At 41.1% G+C, this 16,904-nt stretch carries 11 protein-coding genes and 1 riboswitch; all 11 genes read right to left on the bottom strand.

What is annotated here, in order from left to right; translation table 11 throughout:
• Window positions 1-120 precede the first annotated feature (120 nt).
• On the bottom strand, window positions 121-603 hold the full coding sequence (locus tag NST01_RS02405; protein ID WP_024720474.1) for a DUF2247 family protein: 483 nt from the start codon (window positions 601-603) through the stop codon (window positions 121-123).
• Between the two features lie 4 nt (window positions 604-607).
• Window positions 608-2,200, bottom strand: a complete 1,593-nt coding sequence (locus tag NST01_RS02400; protein ID WP_341042515.1) for a ribonuclease YeeF family protein — start codon at window positions 2,198-2,200, stop codon at window positions 608-610.
• Window positions 2,201-2,395: 195 nt separating this feature from the next.
• Entirely contained in the window at window positions 2,396-4,117 is a 1,722-nt protein-coding gene (locus tag NST01_RS02395; protein ID WP_025206783.1) for a pyruvate oxidase, read from the bottom strand.
• 70 nt (window positions 4,118-4,187) lie between these two features.
• A complete protein-coding gene (locus tag NST01_RS02390; RefSeq protein WP_341041425.1) occupies window positions 4,188-6,014 on the bottom strand; it encodes an APC family permease in 1,827 nt (608 codons plus the stop codon).
• A 112-nt stretch (window positions 6,015-6,126) separates the two neighbouring features.
• A riboswitch (cyclic di-AMP (ydaO/yuaA leader) is annotated at window positions 6,127-6,274 on the bottom strand.
• 66 nt (window positions 6,275-6,340) lie between these two features.
• A complete protein-coding gene (locus NST01_RS02385; RefSeq protein ID WP_341041424.1) occupies window positions 6,341-8,422 on the bottom strand; it encodes a cellulose biosynthesis cyclic di-GMP-binding regulatory protein BcsB in 2,082 nt (693 codons plus the stop codon).
• Window positions 8,423-8,426: 4 nt separating this feature from the next.
• Window positions 8,427-9,650 (bottom strand): glycosyltransferase family 2 protein, encoded by a 1,224-nt coding sequence (locus NST01_RS02380; RefSeq protein ID WP_445662199.1) that lies wholly within the window; start codon window positions 9,648-9,650, stop codon window positions 8,427-8,429.
• Window positions 9,651-9,687: 37 nt separating this feature from the next.
• Entirely contained in the window at window positions 9,688-11,403 is a 1,716-nt protein-coding gene (locus NST01_RS02375; RefSeq protein ID WP_341041422.1) for a DUF2334 domain-containing protein, read from the bottom strand.
• Window positions 11,393-12,244 carry a GGDEF domain-containing protein gene (locus tag NST01_RS02370; RefSeq protein WP_035703799.1) on the bottom strand — a complete coding sequence of 284 codons (852 nt, stop codon included), beginning with the start codon at window positions 12,242-12,244 and terminating at the stop codon, window positions 11,393-11,395. The genes NST01_RS02375 and NST01_RS02370 overlap by 11 nt, the downstream gene beginning before the upstream one ends.
• A complete protein-coding gene (locus NST01_RS02365) occupies window positions 12,225-13,307 on the bottom strand; it encodes a glycosyl hydrolase family 8 (RefSeq protein WP_060780786.1) in 1,083 nt (360 codons plus the stop codon). The genes NST01_RS02370 and NST01_RS02365 overlap by 20 nt, the downstream gene beginning before the upstream one ends.
• A gap of 197 nt (window positions 13,308-13,504) precedes the next feature.
• Window positions 13,505-15,691, bottom strand: a complete 2,187-nt coding sequence (gene topB, locus NST01_RS02360) for a DNA topoisomerase III (protein ID WP_060780785.1) — start codon at window positions 15,689-15,691, stop codon at window positions 13,505-13,507.
• A 72-nt stretch (window positions 15,692-15,763) separates the two neighbouring features.
• Window positions 15,764-16,819 carry a tartrate dehydrogenase gene (locus NST01_RS02355; protein ID WP_098680872.1) on the bottom strand — a complete coding sequence of 352 codons (1,056 nt, stop codon included), beginning with the start codon at window positions 16,817-16,819 and terminating at the stop codon, window positions 15,764-15,766.
• Between the last annotated feature and the right edge of the window lie 85 nt (window positions 16,820-16,904).

The following is a 16,904-nucleotide window of genomic DNA, read 5'->3' as shown; positions in this document are numbered from 1 at the left end:
TCACCAAAGGACTTCTGCAATTCCATGAAAATCCCTATGCTCAAGAGAAAGGTCATTAGACAAACAATCTTATGTACGAAAAAACGATGGCTTATTTATCCATCGTTTTCTTTAAGTTCTCTACTTATTTAAAATCAATTGTTTTTCATTTTCTAAAAACTCTTCTACAAGTTCTTTCATTGTTTTTTGTGAATCATGGGGATAATAAAATGCGTCTGATACTTCTCTAAAAAAATCATACATATTTTCGGGCGTGTGAAAGACTGAGAAAATATGTTCAATTTCTTCAAAGATGGTATCATCAGTTGAGTGAGTATACGCTTCTTTCATAATACTATATAGCCACTTATGATATTCTCTCGTCATGTCTTCCGAAGAATTATCAGAGATTATGCTTTCAAGTATATCATCTACCTTTACTTCTTCTTGTTCCCACGCTAATTCAAGAATGAGCTCGTTATCATCATGAGGGTTATTTTCTAGATATTCCACTGCATAGTTTGTTACTTCTAAGGCAGGAATTAAATTATACTGTCTACCAACAAACAACGTAGCCCAATTACATTCAAATCCACTTTTCTTGATTATTTCAATTTTATACAATTTTTTATTTCCCCCATTGATTTATTTTTCCTGTAACTTTGCCGTCAGGTATAAAAGTTCTATGGGTTACTTTGTTAGTTGTTGGATCTACAACCCATTCAAACACGCCATTTCTTATCTCTTTCGACTGTATCATTTCAGGTGCATTATTCTTAATTTTTACAAACTTTGTCTCATACTTAACCATTGATCCCTCAATTTGATACAACGAATCCATATGTCCTCTTCTATTCGGCAAATCAAATCTTTTAGAATGAACTGCATAGTTGTCAATAATATCATTAAATCTATGATAAAAATCATCTTTTAATGCACTACCTACTCTTGGATTATCTAAAACCGGATGCTTAAGTTCACTCGTACTCTTAATCCCCATCTTCCCACGAAACCCTTTCGCCCCAAACGGTAAAAGCATCCCCAGCGCAGCACTCATACTCGCTTCCTGCTGTTCTTTCGAGACCTTGTTTCCAAACATATCTCGACCCGTAATCGCTTCACTGAAGCCGTTGGTCGCAGTAAGACCGTATAAGCCTTTTTGTGATGTTTTCAACGCATCGAAAGACTTCTGTGATGTCTTGTAAATGTCGACCGCTCTTACTGCGGCGGACGTGGCTTGAGTCGTTTTATAGACGGCTTTTCCGCCTTTGAAAATACGGCCCGCCCATCCGACTATCGGGATGTATCCTGCTGCAGCCATGCCTCCTGCGGCGACTCGCTGTCCTGCGGTGAGTTCTTCACCTGTGATCGGATCGACACCTGTTGCGGCACGTTTTGCATCGTTCACGCCTGTCAATTCATTGACAATATTTCCTCCGTAATCAAGAGTTTTTTCATACCACGGACGGTTGGCGAGCGCTTCCTGTTCCTTTGCGATCTCGCGGGCTTCTTCTTGATCTTTTTTGATTTTTAGATATTCAGAAGTTTGCTTCTCAATATCGCTTTTTGCCTTGTAGATTTCGCTATTTTGATACGCTTTCTTGTCAAAATTCATAGGCGAAATGGATTTTCCGTCATTTGTCGCATTCATCATTTCTGCGTACAATGCCATTGTAGCCTTTTCCTCAGTCTCTGACAAAGCATATTCATCTTTTAGATTTTGATCAAGTTCTATTAAATCTTTAACCGTTTTCTTCCGTTCATCTTCCGCATCTGCAATCTTTTCGTCAAAGGTTTTACTATCAAATACCTCCAGAGAAATGAGGTCGTCAATATCTTGAAAAATCGTTTTGAGTGCCTTTTTTTGATCCTTCACGATGCTTTTGGCATTCTTGATTCCCATATGTACAGCGTTGTCTAAAAAGTGTTCTTCTACAAAGGTGTCGCCGCCAAAATTTGTATCATCAAGTGTCCCAGAAACACCTTCATGAAAGGCTTTTTGTTTATCAATGAAGCTAATAAACATGTCCACATTTCCGGCGAGTTCTTTGTAGAAGCTTTTAATGTTATCGGCACCTTTTCCAGTGAAGTCGTCACCGAGGTTGGCAACACCTTGTAATGCCTTTTTTAAATCTATCATTTGTTCGCGGAGTTCCTGATAGTGTTTTGCCCTTGTATCCATGGCACTGGTTAGTGCTTTTGCATCAAGTATCTTGCCCAGATTAAGCCACTCCCTCCATTATTGATCATAAAGTCTATTTTACCTTTCTCACTGAATTGGAAAAATAGGCTTTAAGTTGCAAAAAAGCCAGTCTGTATATTTTTATACAGAAGAAAACAAGTGACAATTGAAATGTTTTTACCTATTCAACAAAAAAAGTCAGTCTCCCTAATTGGAAGACCGACTACCTGCTGTTTAGAAAAAGCGTTTAAGGCTTTTCTTGAGTGGAGGGATATCCAGCTCACCTTTTTCAAAGAATTTTTTCAATAAATATTTACTAAAGCCCGCTGCTTGTGTGTAAGTGATTTTACCAGGTAACGGTGGTTCATTGGTCACCGCAACATCAATGATCACAGGTTTCTCAGCTTGAAGTGCTTGATCAAAGGCTGGTGCTAGTTCTTCATGTGATGACACCGAGATTCCTTTACCACCGCATGCTTCTGCAAATTTTGCAAAATCAATATCTTCCAGCTCTATACCATAGTTGATGTTGCCTTTTACCTGTTGTTCATATTCAATCATACCAAGGTTGTTGTTGTTTAAGATCACAACGACAATTGGCAGTTTATATTTTACTGCCGTCACAAAATCTTGCATCACCATTGTGAAGCCTCCGTCACCACAGACAGCAATGGCTTGGCGGTTTGGTTCGTTTAATTTAGCTGATATTGCGCCAGGTAAACCACAGCCCATTGTGGCAAGCCAGCTGGAAATAATGAAATCCTGCTGCTTCATTTCGAAATGACGTGCCATCCATACCGTCACATTACCGACATCAACTGAAAGAATGGCATCATCATCTACCGCTTCTTCTAATCTAGCGATGACTTGCTGCGGTTTAAGCGGTGATGTGGCAATAGATTTCTCCTTACCCATTTCTTCTCGCCACTTCATCATGTGCTCTGTACAAGCTTCAAGGAAACCGCGCTGCTCTTTATATTCAATATAAGAGGTTAGTTCATGAAGACCAGTCTTACTGTCACTTACAATCCCCACTTCTACTGGATATCTTTTACCGATCTGATCCGGTTTGATATCCAATTGAATGGCAGGTGTGTCTTCCGGTAAGTAATCCCTATATGGGAAGGAGGTTCCAAGCATGATTAATAAATCGCACTCTTCCATCGCTTCATATGCAGGCTTCGTCCCGATCTGACCTAGGTTTCCTAAAAAGTATGGATGCCTGTCTGGAACAACACCTTTTGCAGGAAGTGTAATGACGATCGGTGCAGCTGCCTTTTCTGCAAACGAAAGAAGTTCTTCTTTAGCATTTCTTAATCCTTTTCCTGCTAAGATGACTGGCTTCTTCGCATTGTTAATGAGTTGAGCAGCCTTTAGCAGTTGATCTTTCTTCGGCCGCACATCTCCCTCTACATAAAGAGGTGATGTATAAACGGGACTCCGCTTAATTTTCTGAGAAAATAAATCATCTGAGACAGTGAGAACTGCCACCCCTTTATGGGTATAAGCAGCTTTGATGGCTTGGTTCAATAAGTCAGGCAGAGCTTCTGCTGTTTGTACTTGCTGATTAAAGACAGCAACATCGTCAAACATCCGCTCTAATTTGATTTCTTGAAATGCATCTCTGCCTACTTCAGTTGAGGCAACCTGCCCTGCTATCGCTAATACAGGTGCACCGTCCGCTTTTGCATCGTATAGTCCATTTAATAAGTGGACAGCACCTGGCCCAGCAATTGATAAACAAACACCAAGTTTGCCTGTTAGTTTCGCATCAGCTGCTGCTGAAAGTGCTGCCACTTCTTCATGTCTTGTTTGTATAAATTGAATTTTGCTTGATTCATGCCTTAGTTCTTCGATTAATTCGTTAATACTGTCGCCGGGCATTCCATAAATATGTTTCACGCCCCACTCTTCCAGTAGCGCTGTTACTTCTTTTCCTGCGGTTCTTTGCGGCATGTGAGAAAACTCCTTTTTTCTTACTCCATACCACCGCACCCTTTTGATCAAACGTTTCAACTTGCTCTTGTTACTTTTTAAAGTGATATGGAAGAGTGGCGACAACAATATCCCGTTTCCATAATAAACGGAATCTTAATAAGAAAGCAGATTGATTGTGCAAAATGGTATGCCATCTTTTTTTCGGAATAAATTGAGGGACGAGCACCATCACTCTATATTGATGTGCATTTGCTTTCGCTTCAATCGTTTCAAGAAATTTATCAAGCGGGTGAATGAGACTTCGATAAGACGAATGTAAAATCACCAGACGCACATCACTATTCAGCTTTTCCCAATCAGCTTCAATTTTCTTGTCTTTCTCTTTATCAAACGATACATGAACCGCTATGACCTGGTCTGATAAGGATTTTGCATATTGCACAGATTGTTCGACGACACGTGTGACACCTGCTATTGGGACGATGACCACATTTCCTTTGATTTCGACAGGCTCGGTTTCATTCAATAAACGTAATTGTTCTCCAACAGACAGATAATGTTTCTTAATAGAATGAAAAATAAATAGAACAATTGGCATGAAAACAAATACTGGCCATACAAGATGGAACTTGGTCAAAATGAGAATCATGAAAACCGTAAATGAAATAAGTGCTCCCACGATATTGATAGGCATTTTCACTTTCCATCCCTGTGGTTTTTCACGAATCCACTTTACACACATACCTGTCTGAGACAAGGTAAATGGAATAAACACACCGACAGCATAAAGTGGAATGAGGTGTTCCGTTTTCCCATCAAATAGCCAAATGAGCAGCATAGAAGCTACGCCTAAAAAGATAATACCATTGGAATAACCGAGCCGATCTCCTCTCACTGTAAACATGCGCGGCATATATTTATCTTTTGCTAAGTTGACAGCCAATAATGGAAAAGCTGAAAAACCTGTGTTTGCCGCTAATATTAAAATTAAAGCTGTGACAGCTTGAATGACATAGTAGAAAAATGTCCGTCCCAATGTGTCTGATGCAATCTGTGACACAACCGTTTCTTCTGGCTTTGGCGAGATGCCAAAACCAAACGCAAGCAATGTCACTCCTACAAATAGAACGGCCAGTAATCCCCCCATCATCAATAAAGTTCTCGCTGCATTTTGTGCAGCTGGTTTTTTAAAGGATGGAATTGTATTAGAAATCGCTTCAACACCAGTTAAAGCAGAACAGCCAGACGAAAATGCCTTTAATAAAAGAAATAACGTGATGCCTGATACATGTGTGCCAAATGCTGTATGTTCAGGTGCTGGCGGCACTTGCCCAGTTAATAGTTTAAATCCGCCCACCCCAATTAAAATGAGCAATGAAAAGACAAATAGGTACACAGGATAAGCCAAAATAGATGCCGACTCTGTCAGTCCACGAAGGTTTAACACCATAATCAATAGGACTAATACGATTGAGATCATGACATGATATGGATATAGAGCTGGAAAAGCCGATGTGATCGCATCGGTCCCAGCAGAAATGCTCACTGCTACGGTTAAAATGTAATCGACGAGTAATGATCCACCAGCAACCAGCCCTGGTTTTTCACCTAAGTTTCTGCTGGAGACGACATACGCCCCGCCGCCTTCTGGATAAGCATAAATAATCTGGCGGTAAGATAGAATCAACGCCATTAAAAGAATTAATACACAACCTGCAATCGGGAGTGAGTACCAAAACGCTGCCGCACTAACAACTGATAGAACAATCAAGATTTGTTCTGTACCGTATGCGACTGACGACAATGCGTCTGATGACAATAATGCCAAAGCTTTGATTTTTGATAGTTTTTGTTCTCCTGCTGCCTGTGATTTTAATGGTTTACCAATTAAAATACGCTTCATCAAACTGTACATGTGATGCCCGCTCCTTTAGTGTCAAACGATTTGAGTTACAAAATTTGGATCGCCAAAAAGACACAGAGGCAATAGAATGCCCCTGTGCCTATTGTTTAGATCACAGGTTGGTCTTTGCTCTCTTTAACGCTTACGAGGTTAGCTGACGGATTCGGGCGCATGAGATTTTGCCCTACCTTAAAAGGATTCACCCCACGTGGTGTTTTATACCACCACAATTGGTTCCCCCGCTCATCGAAATGATTCAGCGATTGGTCTTTTATAAAAGAGATCATACTCCCGTTTGACACCAAAGTAAAGAGATTTTTTCAAGGTCTTTTGATCGTTTAGAACTCAGTCTTTTTACGGTTTTTTCGTACGAAATAGACAATCATCACAAGCACAAAAAGGATGAGTGCAGCGATACACACAAAGTAAATCCAAGACTCGCTGCTGCTTTGTTTTTCACTTGTTTTCAGACTGTTCGATGTGCTGCTGACGGATTGATGATTAGAAAACACACCTTTGTTTTTACTCTCTATTGCAACTGTTGCTTTTTCTGTATTTGTTTGAAGAAATTGCATGACTTCATTTGACACGTTAGCTTCAGTTGCAGTCATTCCTGAAAAGACTGTCATTGTCTGTTCTTTATTCCAAACAGATGGCTGCGTCCATACAATTCGAGCCGTTGTTTCGTTGATCATGCCGAAAGAAGATACATCATACTGATCCTTTTTCACCGGAACAACGAGATCGGCTGCGTTTTCTTTCAGAAGAGAGAATGTTTGAATGCCTCCGATGAAAATGAGAGGGTGATTTTTCAATTGTTCATTTGTCACTTGAGAAGCTTTTATTAAATGATATTGAGCTACTTCTGGCTGACTAAAAGATTCCGTCAGCATGGCCATTTGATTGATTGTTTCACGCTTGATTTGATCTGGTATGATGATCAATGTATTTTTTGAAGTGAACGGGAGCGGCCATGCGGCTAAATCTGGCTTTTCACTCGTTGTTTCTTCTGGTATTTGTAAAGAGCTATTTTTGTCAATGAATATCCAGCCTTCTTCATCCGTATGTCTGCAAGATTCCATGTTTTTAAAACCACTTGTGACAAATTGCAAATCAATATATTCATTTTTTTGAAGTATCTTTGAATCTACTGGAATCGAGACATGATAGAATCCATTCGCATCTTTGCTGCCTAGTTTTGTTAATGGTACGTCGTGCGGTTCGTCATTGATCATAACAGTTAACCGTTCTGTTTTGCTTGCCGCTGTATCAGATTTTTTGAATGAAAGATTGAGCTTCGCACCTGATTTTTGGTTAGCCAGTAGCGCTTTCGGATAATAGTAGTGGTCGGATGCCGTCTTGTTGGTCCCAACCGTGACATCATCTCCGCCAAAATCTTTCAAACGAATCTTGTGAGATGGTTTAGACGTTTGAGCTGCAGCCTTTTGAAGCACTAGGTCTGTTCCAGTCAGTTGATCCGTTAATTCTGACTGAGTCAGAACATTGATTTTTTCAGCGATTGTCACAGGCTTTTCCGCTGTCACCAATAAAATGGGCTGTTCTGTTTTCTTTGCTGTCAAAGTTCTCATCACTAACGTAAGATGACTGCTTTTCGTTTTAATTCCTGCAGCTTGTTCAATCGTTTTCATCCGTCCATCCCAGCTTCCTATAGCTCCCACAGCAATCGTTGGGTGCGCCACTTGCTTGATGTCCTTTTCTTGGATAAGTTTGATCTCCTTTTGGCGATCTTTGTTTTTCAACGTACGGTATACTTTGATGGCTGCTTCTAATTCAGCTGCATCCGGTGAATTAGGAATGACAATGTCTGTCTGTTCTTTCTGATCACCTGTTTGAATAAAAGGTGATGGAAAGCTATCTAATGTGAAATCTTTCGTCTTGATTCCTTTGAATGTAAGTTCACTTTCAGGATACACTTTTAGCCAATTGGCAGGTGTCTCTTGGTTGATACACACGCCTTCTTTTAAAACACCATAAAATGTGACCTGAATGCGGTGAGTACCTTTTTTCAATTGTGATTTGTTCAACTTGATTTGAATCGACTTCTTCTGGTTTTTCCCTGATACAGGGATGGTCTTTTCGATCTCTCCATCAATCATAACAGTGAATGAGGAAGGTGAAATCAATAATGGTGAAGCCTCTATATTTAACGTCAATGTGCTTGACTCTGTTTTTTCCTGATCCACTTGATAGGTAAATTCAGTGCGGTCTTCTTGTCCATATAAGGTCACTACGTCTTCTGATAGATGCTGCGTTTTTGTTTTATTTTCTTTTGAAGAATGAATCCACTCATCTTTGACTTGAACTCGGTTGGATTGCGCCATTGCTTGACCTGCCATGAAAAAAGGCTGGATCGCTAAGGATAATCCTAATATATAAATCAACCATTTTAACGATTTCAATATGTCACCCGCTTTTCTTTTGTTGTTGATTGTAACGCTCGGTTTTGTACCATTTCACTTCTTGTTTCAATAATCGGCTTTTCGCCTCTACAAATAAGGAGTACACAACAAGCGCAATCCATACTTGGGAATAGGTAAAGTACATGAGAATCACAATGAGAATGTTTTGTTTGGTCAGCTCTGTTTTCTCTATGCTTAACGTAATCATCACTTCTGTTAAAAAGAGGAAAAAGGCTAAGCCCCATAGAATGAGTGCCACAGCTCCCACAGATAAGTGAAGATCAACGAATAAGTTTACGATAAAAATGCCGTTGGAGAGCAGTACACCAAAGAAAAATAAGAAATACGTAAAGAAAAAATAAAATAAATCAAAAATCATTCGTTTTCGTTTTAATTTCATAAACTGCCTTAAAAATTTGAGCACAACATATTGGTTGCCTCTAGCCCAGCGTGTTCGTTGCCGCCACCAGACTTTCCATGTTTCAGGCTCTTGTTCCCATGTAATCGCAGCAGGAAAGAACCGAATCACATAGCCCAAATTATACACACGAATTGTTAATTCAGTGTCTTCAGCTAGTGCATGGACATCCCAGCCGCCAAGCTCTTCTAAAATGTGCCGGCGGATCGCAAAGTTGGTGCCTGGTATTGTCGCAATGCCAAACCATTTCCATCTCCCGCCTTGCGCCATCCACTGGAAGCAGATCGTTTCTATGTTAATGAATTTTGTCAGGAGGTTTTTGGCTGCATTAATGACCCTGAATTTCCCGACAACAGCACCTGCTTTAGGATCATTCAATAATCCAAGAACCAAATGGTAGACGGCTTTCTTTTCAGGCATATTATCTGCATCGTATACACAAATAACGTCTCCTGTCGAAGCCTTCAAGCCTTCATTCAGTGCAGTAGATTTCCCCTTCCCTGCAAATGGCGGCTTTGTTTCAATCATATGGACATGATCGTATTGTTCACTAAATGATTGCACAATCTCCCCTGTACGATCAGAGGAATTGTCATTAATCACAATGATTTCAAGAAGGTGTTTGGGATAGGATAACTGGACCATGGCTTTTAGCGTCTGCCGAATGACCACTTCTTCATTATGTGCTGGAATGAGAATGCTGACGGTCGGCAGATCTTTCCCTTGTTTCGTCCATTTAGGCAGCACTTTTTCGTAAGTTAAATATTGCTGAAAGCCTCCCTGCATCAGAAACATATGATATAGGAGCATGATCCAAATCAGTATTAATGATAGGTAAAATAAGATATCAGCCACCTGATTTTCTCTCCTTAAAGATCCGTTTTTTCATGGTCAGCCTTAAATACAATGTGTAAAAAGCAAATGCCACAATAAAGAGCAGCACCACCATTGTGAGTATTCGAAGCATATTTTCCATCCCGCTTCGTTTGTGTGTTTTTGGTTCAGCTATATTGGATTGCTCTATTTGAATATGACCATTTCCTGCTGTTTTGATCTGGACATTCTGAGTTTGAACAGTCTGTTTTGTTTTCTTTAAATCTAGCCATTCACTAGAAGGGATCGCATCCATTTGTGTGATTACATCTTGCAGCCCATCTATCCCCGCTTCCACATCATAGGACAGCCCAATGGCGGCGGATTGGATATGTTGCATGGATTGAATTGTCTGCTCAGTCAGTATGTTTGCACCTTCTTGGTCAGACGCTGTATCTATAGACTGTTCAGGATATAAAGTCATGCCATGAAGCATGGCGGGTGTCGTCAAAAACGGTGATGCACTTCTTGTTTTCCATGTACGGTCTGAGAGCTGCACCTGTCCAAATAGACTGGACACATGGCGGGAAATCACTTCATAGCCTTGCAGGGATATGGCATCATTTGGTACTTCAAATGCAAGCGGATATAATCCCTGCTGCGCGAGCAGTTCAATGCCTTTTGTCAGCTTTTCTTCTGTATAGATGGCTTCTTGATGTTGATTGGATGTGATATACGTATTAAAATCTTTTTCATTCGAAAAAAAGCTTTTGTTCAGCTGCTGATCAGCTTTCTCTGGTTCATTTGACGTAACGGGCTGATCGTACTTTACATCCCAAAATTCAAAGCCTTTACCCGACTCCTCCGCTCGATACGTACGGCTAAACCCATGAAGAACGACACTAGCTCCATTGCTTTGCAATTGTTTTAACACGTGGACAAGTTTAGGCCGGTCACTGAGCGTCACTTCATCCCCTGTTGCTGGATCAATCCATATAGGGGTCACCGCCAGCAGAAAAGGGATATGGCGAGCTGTTACGTATCGTCCAAGTTCAAGCAACTTCTTCTCATCCGTGACGGGGTTAATCTTCCCAATCTGTAAGTACTTTGTCGTCGTTTGATTAGAAGCCGGCAGGAGACTTTCCAGCACCTCTGCAAGCAACTTGTCGTGCTGAAGGATATTTAGCATTCCGACATATGCCGCACCTTCTTTTGTTTGAATCACAAATGGCTGCTCAGCTTGATTTTTCTTCATTAAGAATTTACGTTGCAGATCTGTCCCTTGAACCGCCTGAGCTGTGATTCCTCTCTCTAGCTGACGGTATTCTTGATCATCAGTATCTTTGATTTGACTGATGTGATCTTGTTTGTGAAAAGTAAGCTTGGAGAATGGGCGAAGCTGTTCCGCATTGTATCCTATTGCAATTAAGCGTTTTGATTCGTTTATGAGACGAATGGTTTGTGCTTTCAACGTTCTCTTTTCTTCACCTATATAGATAACTAGCTGAGAGTCATTGAGGTTCTTTTCAGTGATTTGTTCATCAGATAAAATGGTCGTTCGTGTGGAAAAATGCCCCACAAGTACATCAAGCATATGAACAGTTGGCGTTGTCTCACCTGATTGTGTGGAATAGACGATGAGGGTCCTGGACTCTTTCTCAAGTGCACCAGCTGATGTACTGTCTTTGATCGAAAGCATAGAGAAAAGAACGAATAACAAACAACATTTCGTCAAAACATTAAAGTTCATTCATCATCATCTCGTTTTCTAGTTCTTCTAAAAATTGCTCTGGTGTCCGATAGTCCGAGCTGCTTGTTAAATGACAGACATGAAAAGTTAAGGTCACTTCACGACCATTTAGCAGGACATGCGTTTGCAGTTTATCCTTTAGCTTTTCAAGAACGATCGAGACGTTTTCTGCAGGTGTGTGAGTGAGCAGCAGCCCGATTCGTTCTTCGGATAATCGAAATTTCTTATCGGTTTCTCTCACACTTTCGCGAATCTTCATACTGAGTTGCTGGAAAAGATGCTGCATTTCTTTTTCTCCATATAATGTTTTGAATTCCGCTGAGTAGTGCATATGAAGAAGGATAAAGACGAATGGCTGTTTATATCGTTCTGCTCGTTTCATTTCCTCAGACAATTCGAGCCTCATTCGCTCTGCATTGTCAAATCCTGTGGTTGAGTCAATCGCTACAAATTGTTTGATGGCCCTCTTTTGTTGGTCAATGGTGTAACGCATCGTTTTTATTCGCTCATGTACGTTTCCAGCAGAAATAGCAAAAAAGAGAAGCGCCACGCCCCATATCACGACATCTTGCAAGGTTTGATTAGAAAAGAGTGAATTTGTGTGACCAAGCTCTGTAAAGAACATCCCGCTTCCTATAAAGAACAAAATCAACAAAGTAAAAACCAATGCTGGCAAAATACCAAATAAAATGCCGCATCCTATCACGACAAATGTGAGTGTGATGATCATGACACTCTCCGCATCACGTCCATTCAAGTAGCCCATAAATAAAATGAGTCCCGCAAACGTGAGGAGCAGCGTATAATACGTGCGATAGGTGTTACTGAATAACCTTTTCATTTAGAAGCTCCCTTTCTGCAATTAGAGGCAATAAATTATCAAATGAGTGTGTATCTTTTTCGTTCATATAGCCTCCGTAATAAGGCTTGAGAGGATCTTGGATTTGCAGCTCTTTCATTCGGTGATAGACGTCTTTTGCAAAATCATCTTCTCCTTGTTTGAGTGCATATAAGATCACCAGTGCATAGACTGAAGGCGATTCATACGTCACTGCTGGCTGTAATGTGCTCAGTTTATATCGTCCATACAGTTTTCCTTCCTTTTGGAAGTTGGTTTTCAGCCATTTCATGATGACTTTTGTATCAACCTGTGCACGTTCGGCATAAAGAGCCGTATAAAGCTGATCGATCAAGTTGATTTCCTGATCAAATGAGTAGACTTTCTTCGCTATGTCATAGGATTTTGGAAAAAATCCTTTTTGTCTCGGTGCATTTTTTAGAATGGCCAATTGGTTGTTCATCATTTGTTCTGTGAATAGGTGGAGGGATACTAGTTCTTTGATTGCTTTTGGGTCAAGATATGAAAGTGTGATTGTGTGTGAAGTTTGTTTTGTCGATGCATCATAATAGTCGGTCAACATACCCTTGAACATGTTTTTGTCTTTTAACGCTTTTGCGATTTTTTTGGCTGTGGTTTGATACACTGACTTCTGCCACAATTGATCTGCTTTTTGAAGTGCTGTTACTACACGTAAGTCATCAACTAAAGCATTGACTTTGCTTTTTTGATGAGATTCGATTTGCCAGCTAAGAAGATCATGTTCCAGTAAGAATTGAGTGCGCAGGACGTCTACCTGTTGATCAAAAGATGTTTGATCTTTTTTTCTAACAAGATAATCCATCCAAAGTCCGAGCGATTCTGATAAGTAAGTAGGCTGTTCCGCAAGCGAGGTTCGAATCATGCCTTGGTCTGTCATTAAGTGGTGAGTCATAAAGTACTCTCCTGACAATACTGGCTTTGCAGGTTCTGGTTGAGCTGAATGTTGCTGCTGTTTCCAGGTACATCCGCCTAGTAGAATGACAATGAGTATAGCGATAGCTGTACGATATATGGGTGTATCCATTCGTGTCCCCTTTCAATCCTTATTCTCTCTAAGCATCTAACGATTTATTATAGAGCGTTTCTGTTTAAATGAAAATAAATATTTTATACCAAATTACGAGTCTTTTCGCTTACATATTCCCATTTACAGAAAAACAACATGTCAAAATACTCGAACAAACAAAAAACCCATGCGAATTCACATGGGTTTTTACACAACTATTGATCTAATTTTAGTTTCTTCAATTGTTCTGCAAGTGCGTTATTGATTGGTTCTTCCACTTTCTTTTGTTTTTTCATATATTTAGACACATCGTGCTTACTGGCTCGTTTTTGATTGGATTGTGATTTGCGTTTTTCGAAAACAGACAGTTTCTCTCTATGACCACAAACACAGGCAAATATTTTGCCATCGCCTTCCCCGCGCAGCTCAAGCTTTTTATGACAGTTCGGGCAGCGTGCATTTGTTTTCTTTGCCACATTTTTTCGATGTCCGCATTCTCTATCCTGGCAAACAAGCATGGTGCCGTTTTTCCCGTTCACTTTTAACATGAGTTTTCCGCAGTCAGGACAATGTGTGCCTGTCATGTTGTCATGCTTAAAGGTTTGGTTCGTTTGTTTGATTTCAGATACGGCTTGTTTTGCATATGACTTCATTTCACTCATGAATTGAGAAGCTTTCAATTGACCTTTCGCAATTTTAGAAAGTTTTTGTTCCCATTCCGCTGTTAACGCAGGTGACTTTAAATCTTCAGGTACTAAAGAAAGAAGCTGCTTCCCTTTCGATGTGATGAAGATGTCTTTGCCTTTTTTCTCAATTAAGAAGCTGTTAAACAATTTCTCAATGATATCAGCTCTAGTTGCCACTGTTCCCAATCCACCCGTTTCGCCAAGGGTTTTCACTAAGTCCTTTTCCTTGTTCTGCATAAATGCAGACGGGTTCTCCATGGCAGATAAAAGGGTCGCTTCGTTAAAACGAGCAGGAGGTTTCGTTTCGCCTTTTGTCTCTTTTAATTGGCGTACGTCAAGTGACTGCCCCTCTGTTAATGCCGGCAAGTGCTGATCTGCTTCAGCTGATTCCTCGTCTTCATAGGAATCATCGTACACGGCTTTCCAACCGGCTGATTGCACAATTTTTCCTTTCGCTGTGAATGTCTCACTGCCGATCTTGGCGATCACTGTGGTTTCCTCATATTCAAAAGGGGTCATCAGTACAGCGAGGAATCGCTTGGCAATCAGGTCATATAATTTACGCTCTTTATCACTTAATGCACCCGGATACAGCTCTTCCTCGGTTGGAATGATCGCATGGTGATCTGACACTTTGGCGTCGTTGACAAAACCTTTATGTGCTTTAATGCCTGATTGTAGAATGCGATTCACATGCTGCGCGTAAGGTCTAACGTTCATTCCTTTGAGTCGATCTTTTAATGTGGGAACGATATCTGCCGAAATAAAACGTGAATCTGTACGCGGGTACGTCACAAGCTTATGCTGTTCATACAGACGCTGAAGTGTAGACATTGTTTCTTTTGCTGAAAAACCGTAGCGTTTATGGGCATCACGCTGCAATTCTGTCAGGTCATACAATCCTGGAGCAAAGGCTTTTTTCGCTGTTTTTTTCAGTGCATCAATCACTGCAGGTTTTCCTTTACAGGCTGCCAAGCGCTCCGTCACTACATCCTCTTGGAATGTACGGTTTTGTTTTGTCTTTGCATCCTGCCAAGTCAGCGTCAGTCCGTCTACTTGTGCCGTCAGTCCAAAGAACGGCTTCGGCTGAAATTGCTGAATGTCTTCCTCTCGCTTGGCGATCATAGCAATCGTTGGCGTTTGCACACGTCCACAGGATAACTGCGCATTGAACTTCGTTGTCAGCGCTCTTGTTGCGTTGATTCCTACAATCCAGTCGGCCTCTGCACGGGCCACCGCCGAGCGATACAGGTTATCATACTCTCTGCCGTCTTTTAATCGTTTGAACCCTTCTTGAATGGCTTTGTCTGTAACAGACGAAATCCATAGACGTTTTAGAGGCTTTTTCACATGTGCTTTTTCAAGAATCCACCTTGCCACAAGCTCCCCTTCACGTCCAGCATCTGTTGCGATGACAATGTCTTTTACATCTTTTCTCGCCAGCTGCGCTTTGACCGCTTGAAACTGTTTCCCTGTCTTTTTCATCACGACAAGCTTGAGTGGTTCTGGAATAATTGGTAAATCCTCTAGACGCCAGGATTGAAATTCTTTCCCGTAGCCTTCTGGATCAGCCAGTGTCACCAAGTGGCCCAGTGCCCACGTGACAATGTATTGATCTCCTTCTAAGAAGCCATTTCCTTTTTTATGACACTTCAGCACACGTGCAAGGTCACGTCCTACCGAAGGTTTCTCTGCTAATACAACTGTTTTTGACACTAGATTTCACATCTCTTTCTTCTATCCATCCTTTTATTATAGCAGACGTGGAGATGTGGTTCTAATGACGGATTATTTCTTCAATCGTTTAATGATTTCGTTTGTGACCTCTTGTGTTTGATAAGCTCCGCCGATGTCTGCCGTTAAAAAGCCGTCTGCTGTGACAGATTCAATCGTATCGAGAAGGTGTGTGCCTAATTCTTCCTCTCCGAAATGATCAAGCATGAGTTTAGCGGTCCAGATTTGTCCGATAGGGTTTGCGATCCCTTTTCCAGCGATATCTGGTGCTGATCCATGTACTGGCTCAAACATGGATGGATATTTGCCATTTACATTGATATTGGCTGCTGGTGCGACACCAATACTACCCATGATAGCGGCACCAAGATCCGTCAAAATGTCACCAAATAAATTGCTGGCAACAATCACATCGAATTTCTCTGGTCTTGTGACAAAGAAGGCTGAGAGTGCATCAATGTGCTGAGAATCTGCTGCCACATTAGGGTAGTCCTTTGAGACGTCTTGAAACACTTCATCCCAAAATGGCATGGTATGCACGATGCCGTTTGACTTTGTTGCACTTGTTACATGGTTTCGTCTCTTTTCTGCTAATTGAAAAGCAAAACGCATCGCACGTTCTGTCCCTTTTCTAGAGAAGACGGCATTTTGAATCGCAAGCTGATCCTCCCCTTGATAGATGCGGCCTCCAATTTCACTATATTCACCTTCACCGTTTTCTCTTACAACAAGAAGATCGAAATTCTTTGGGTGAGCAAGCGGGGAGCGAATGCCGCTCAGCTGTTTTGCCGGTCTAACGTTAATCACCTGCTCAAATTCACGTCTAATTTTAATGAGCAATCCCCAAAGTGATACATGATCCGGCACTAAATTGGCATCTCCGACTGCTCCTAAGAAAATGCTGTCAAAGGCTTTTAGTTGTTCCAATCCATCCTTTGGCATCATTTCGCCATGCTCTAAATAATACTCACAGCTCCACGGAAAGTCCTGAAAGGTGAAAGACAGACCGCCATGCACATCTGATACCGCTTTCAAAACTCGAATAGCTTCAGGCACAACTTCCTTTCCAACCCCGTCACCTGGTATCGCTGCAATTGAAACATGCTTCATTGATTTTTCCCCCTTTGTTATCGGTCGACCGTCGACCGTTTCATTTGAGTTTACTAAATAGTGCGTGTTCTTACAATGGACAAAA

Origin of the sequence: Bacillus sp. FSL R7-0166 (assembly GCF_038008935.1) — a bacterium.
Taxonomy (GTDB): domain Bacteria; phylum Bacillota; class Bacilli; order Bacillales; family Bacillaceae; genus Bacillus; species Bacillus altitudinis.
The sequence above is the reverse complement of the archived record's forward strand: the minus strand, read 5'-3'. Positions and strand labels throughout refer to the sequence as shown.

Bases quoted from the DNA above. Each gene is read 5' to 3' on its own strand.
- NST01_RS02395 (WP_025206783.1), bottom strand. From the start codon at position 4,117: ATGCCGCAAAGAACCGCAGGAAAAGAAGTAACAGCGCTACTGGAAGAG.
- NST01_RS02365 (WP_060780786.1), bottom strand. From the start codon at position 13,307: ATGGATACACCCATATATCGTACAGCTATCGCTATACTCATTGTCATT.
- NST01_RS02355 (WP_098680872.1), bottom strand. From the start codon at position 16,819: ATGAAGCATGTTTCAATTGCAGCGATACCAGGTGACGGGGTTGGAAAG.
- NST01_RS02375 (WP_341041422.1), bottom strand. From the start codon at position 11,403: ATGAACTTTAATGTTTTGACGAAATGTTGTTTGTTATTCGTTCTTTTC.
- NST01_RS02390 (WP_341041425.1), bottom strand. From the start codon at position 6,014: ATGTACAGTTTGATGAAGCGTATTTTAATTGGTAAACCATTAAAATCA.
- NST01_RS02370 (WP_035703799.1), bottom strand. From the start codon at position 12,244: ATGAAAAGGTTATTCAGTAACACCTATCGCACGTATTATACGCTGCTC.
- NST01_RS02380 (WP_445662199.1), bottom strand. From the start codon at position 9,650: ATGCTCCTATATCATATGTTTCTGATGCAGGGAGGCTTTCAGCAATAT.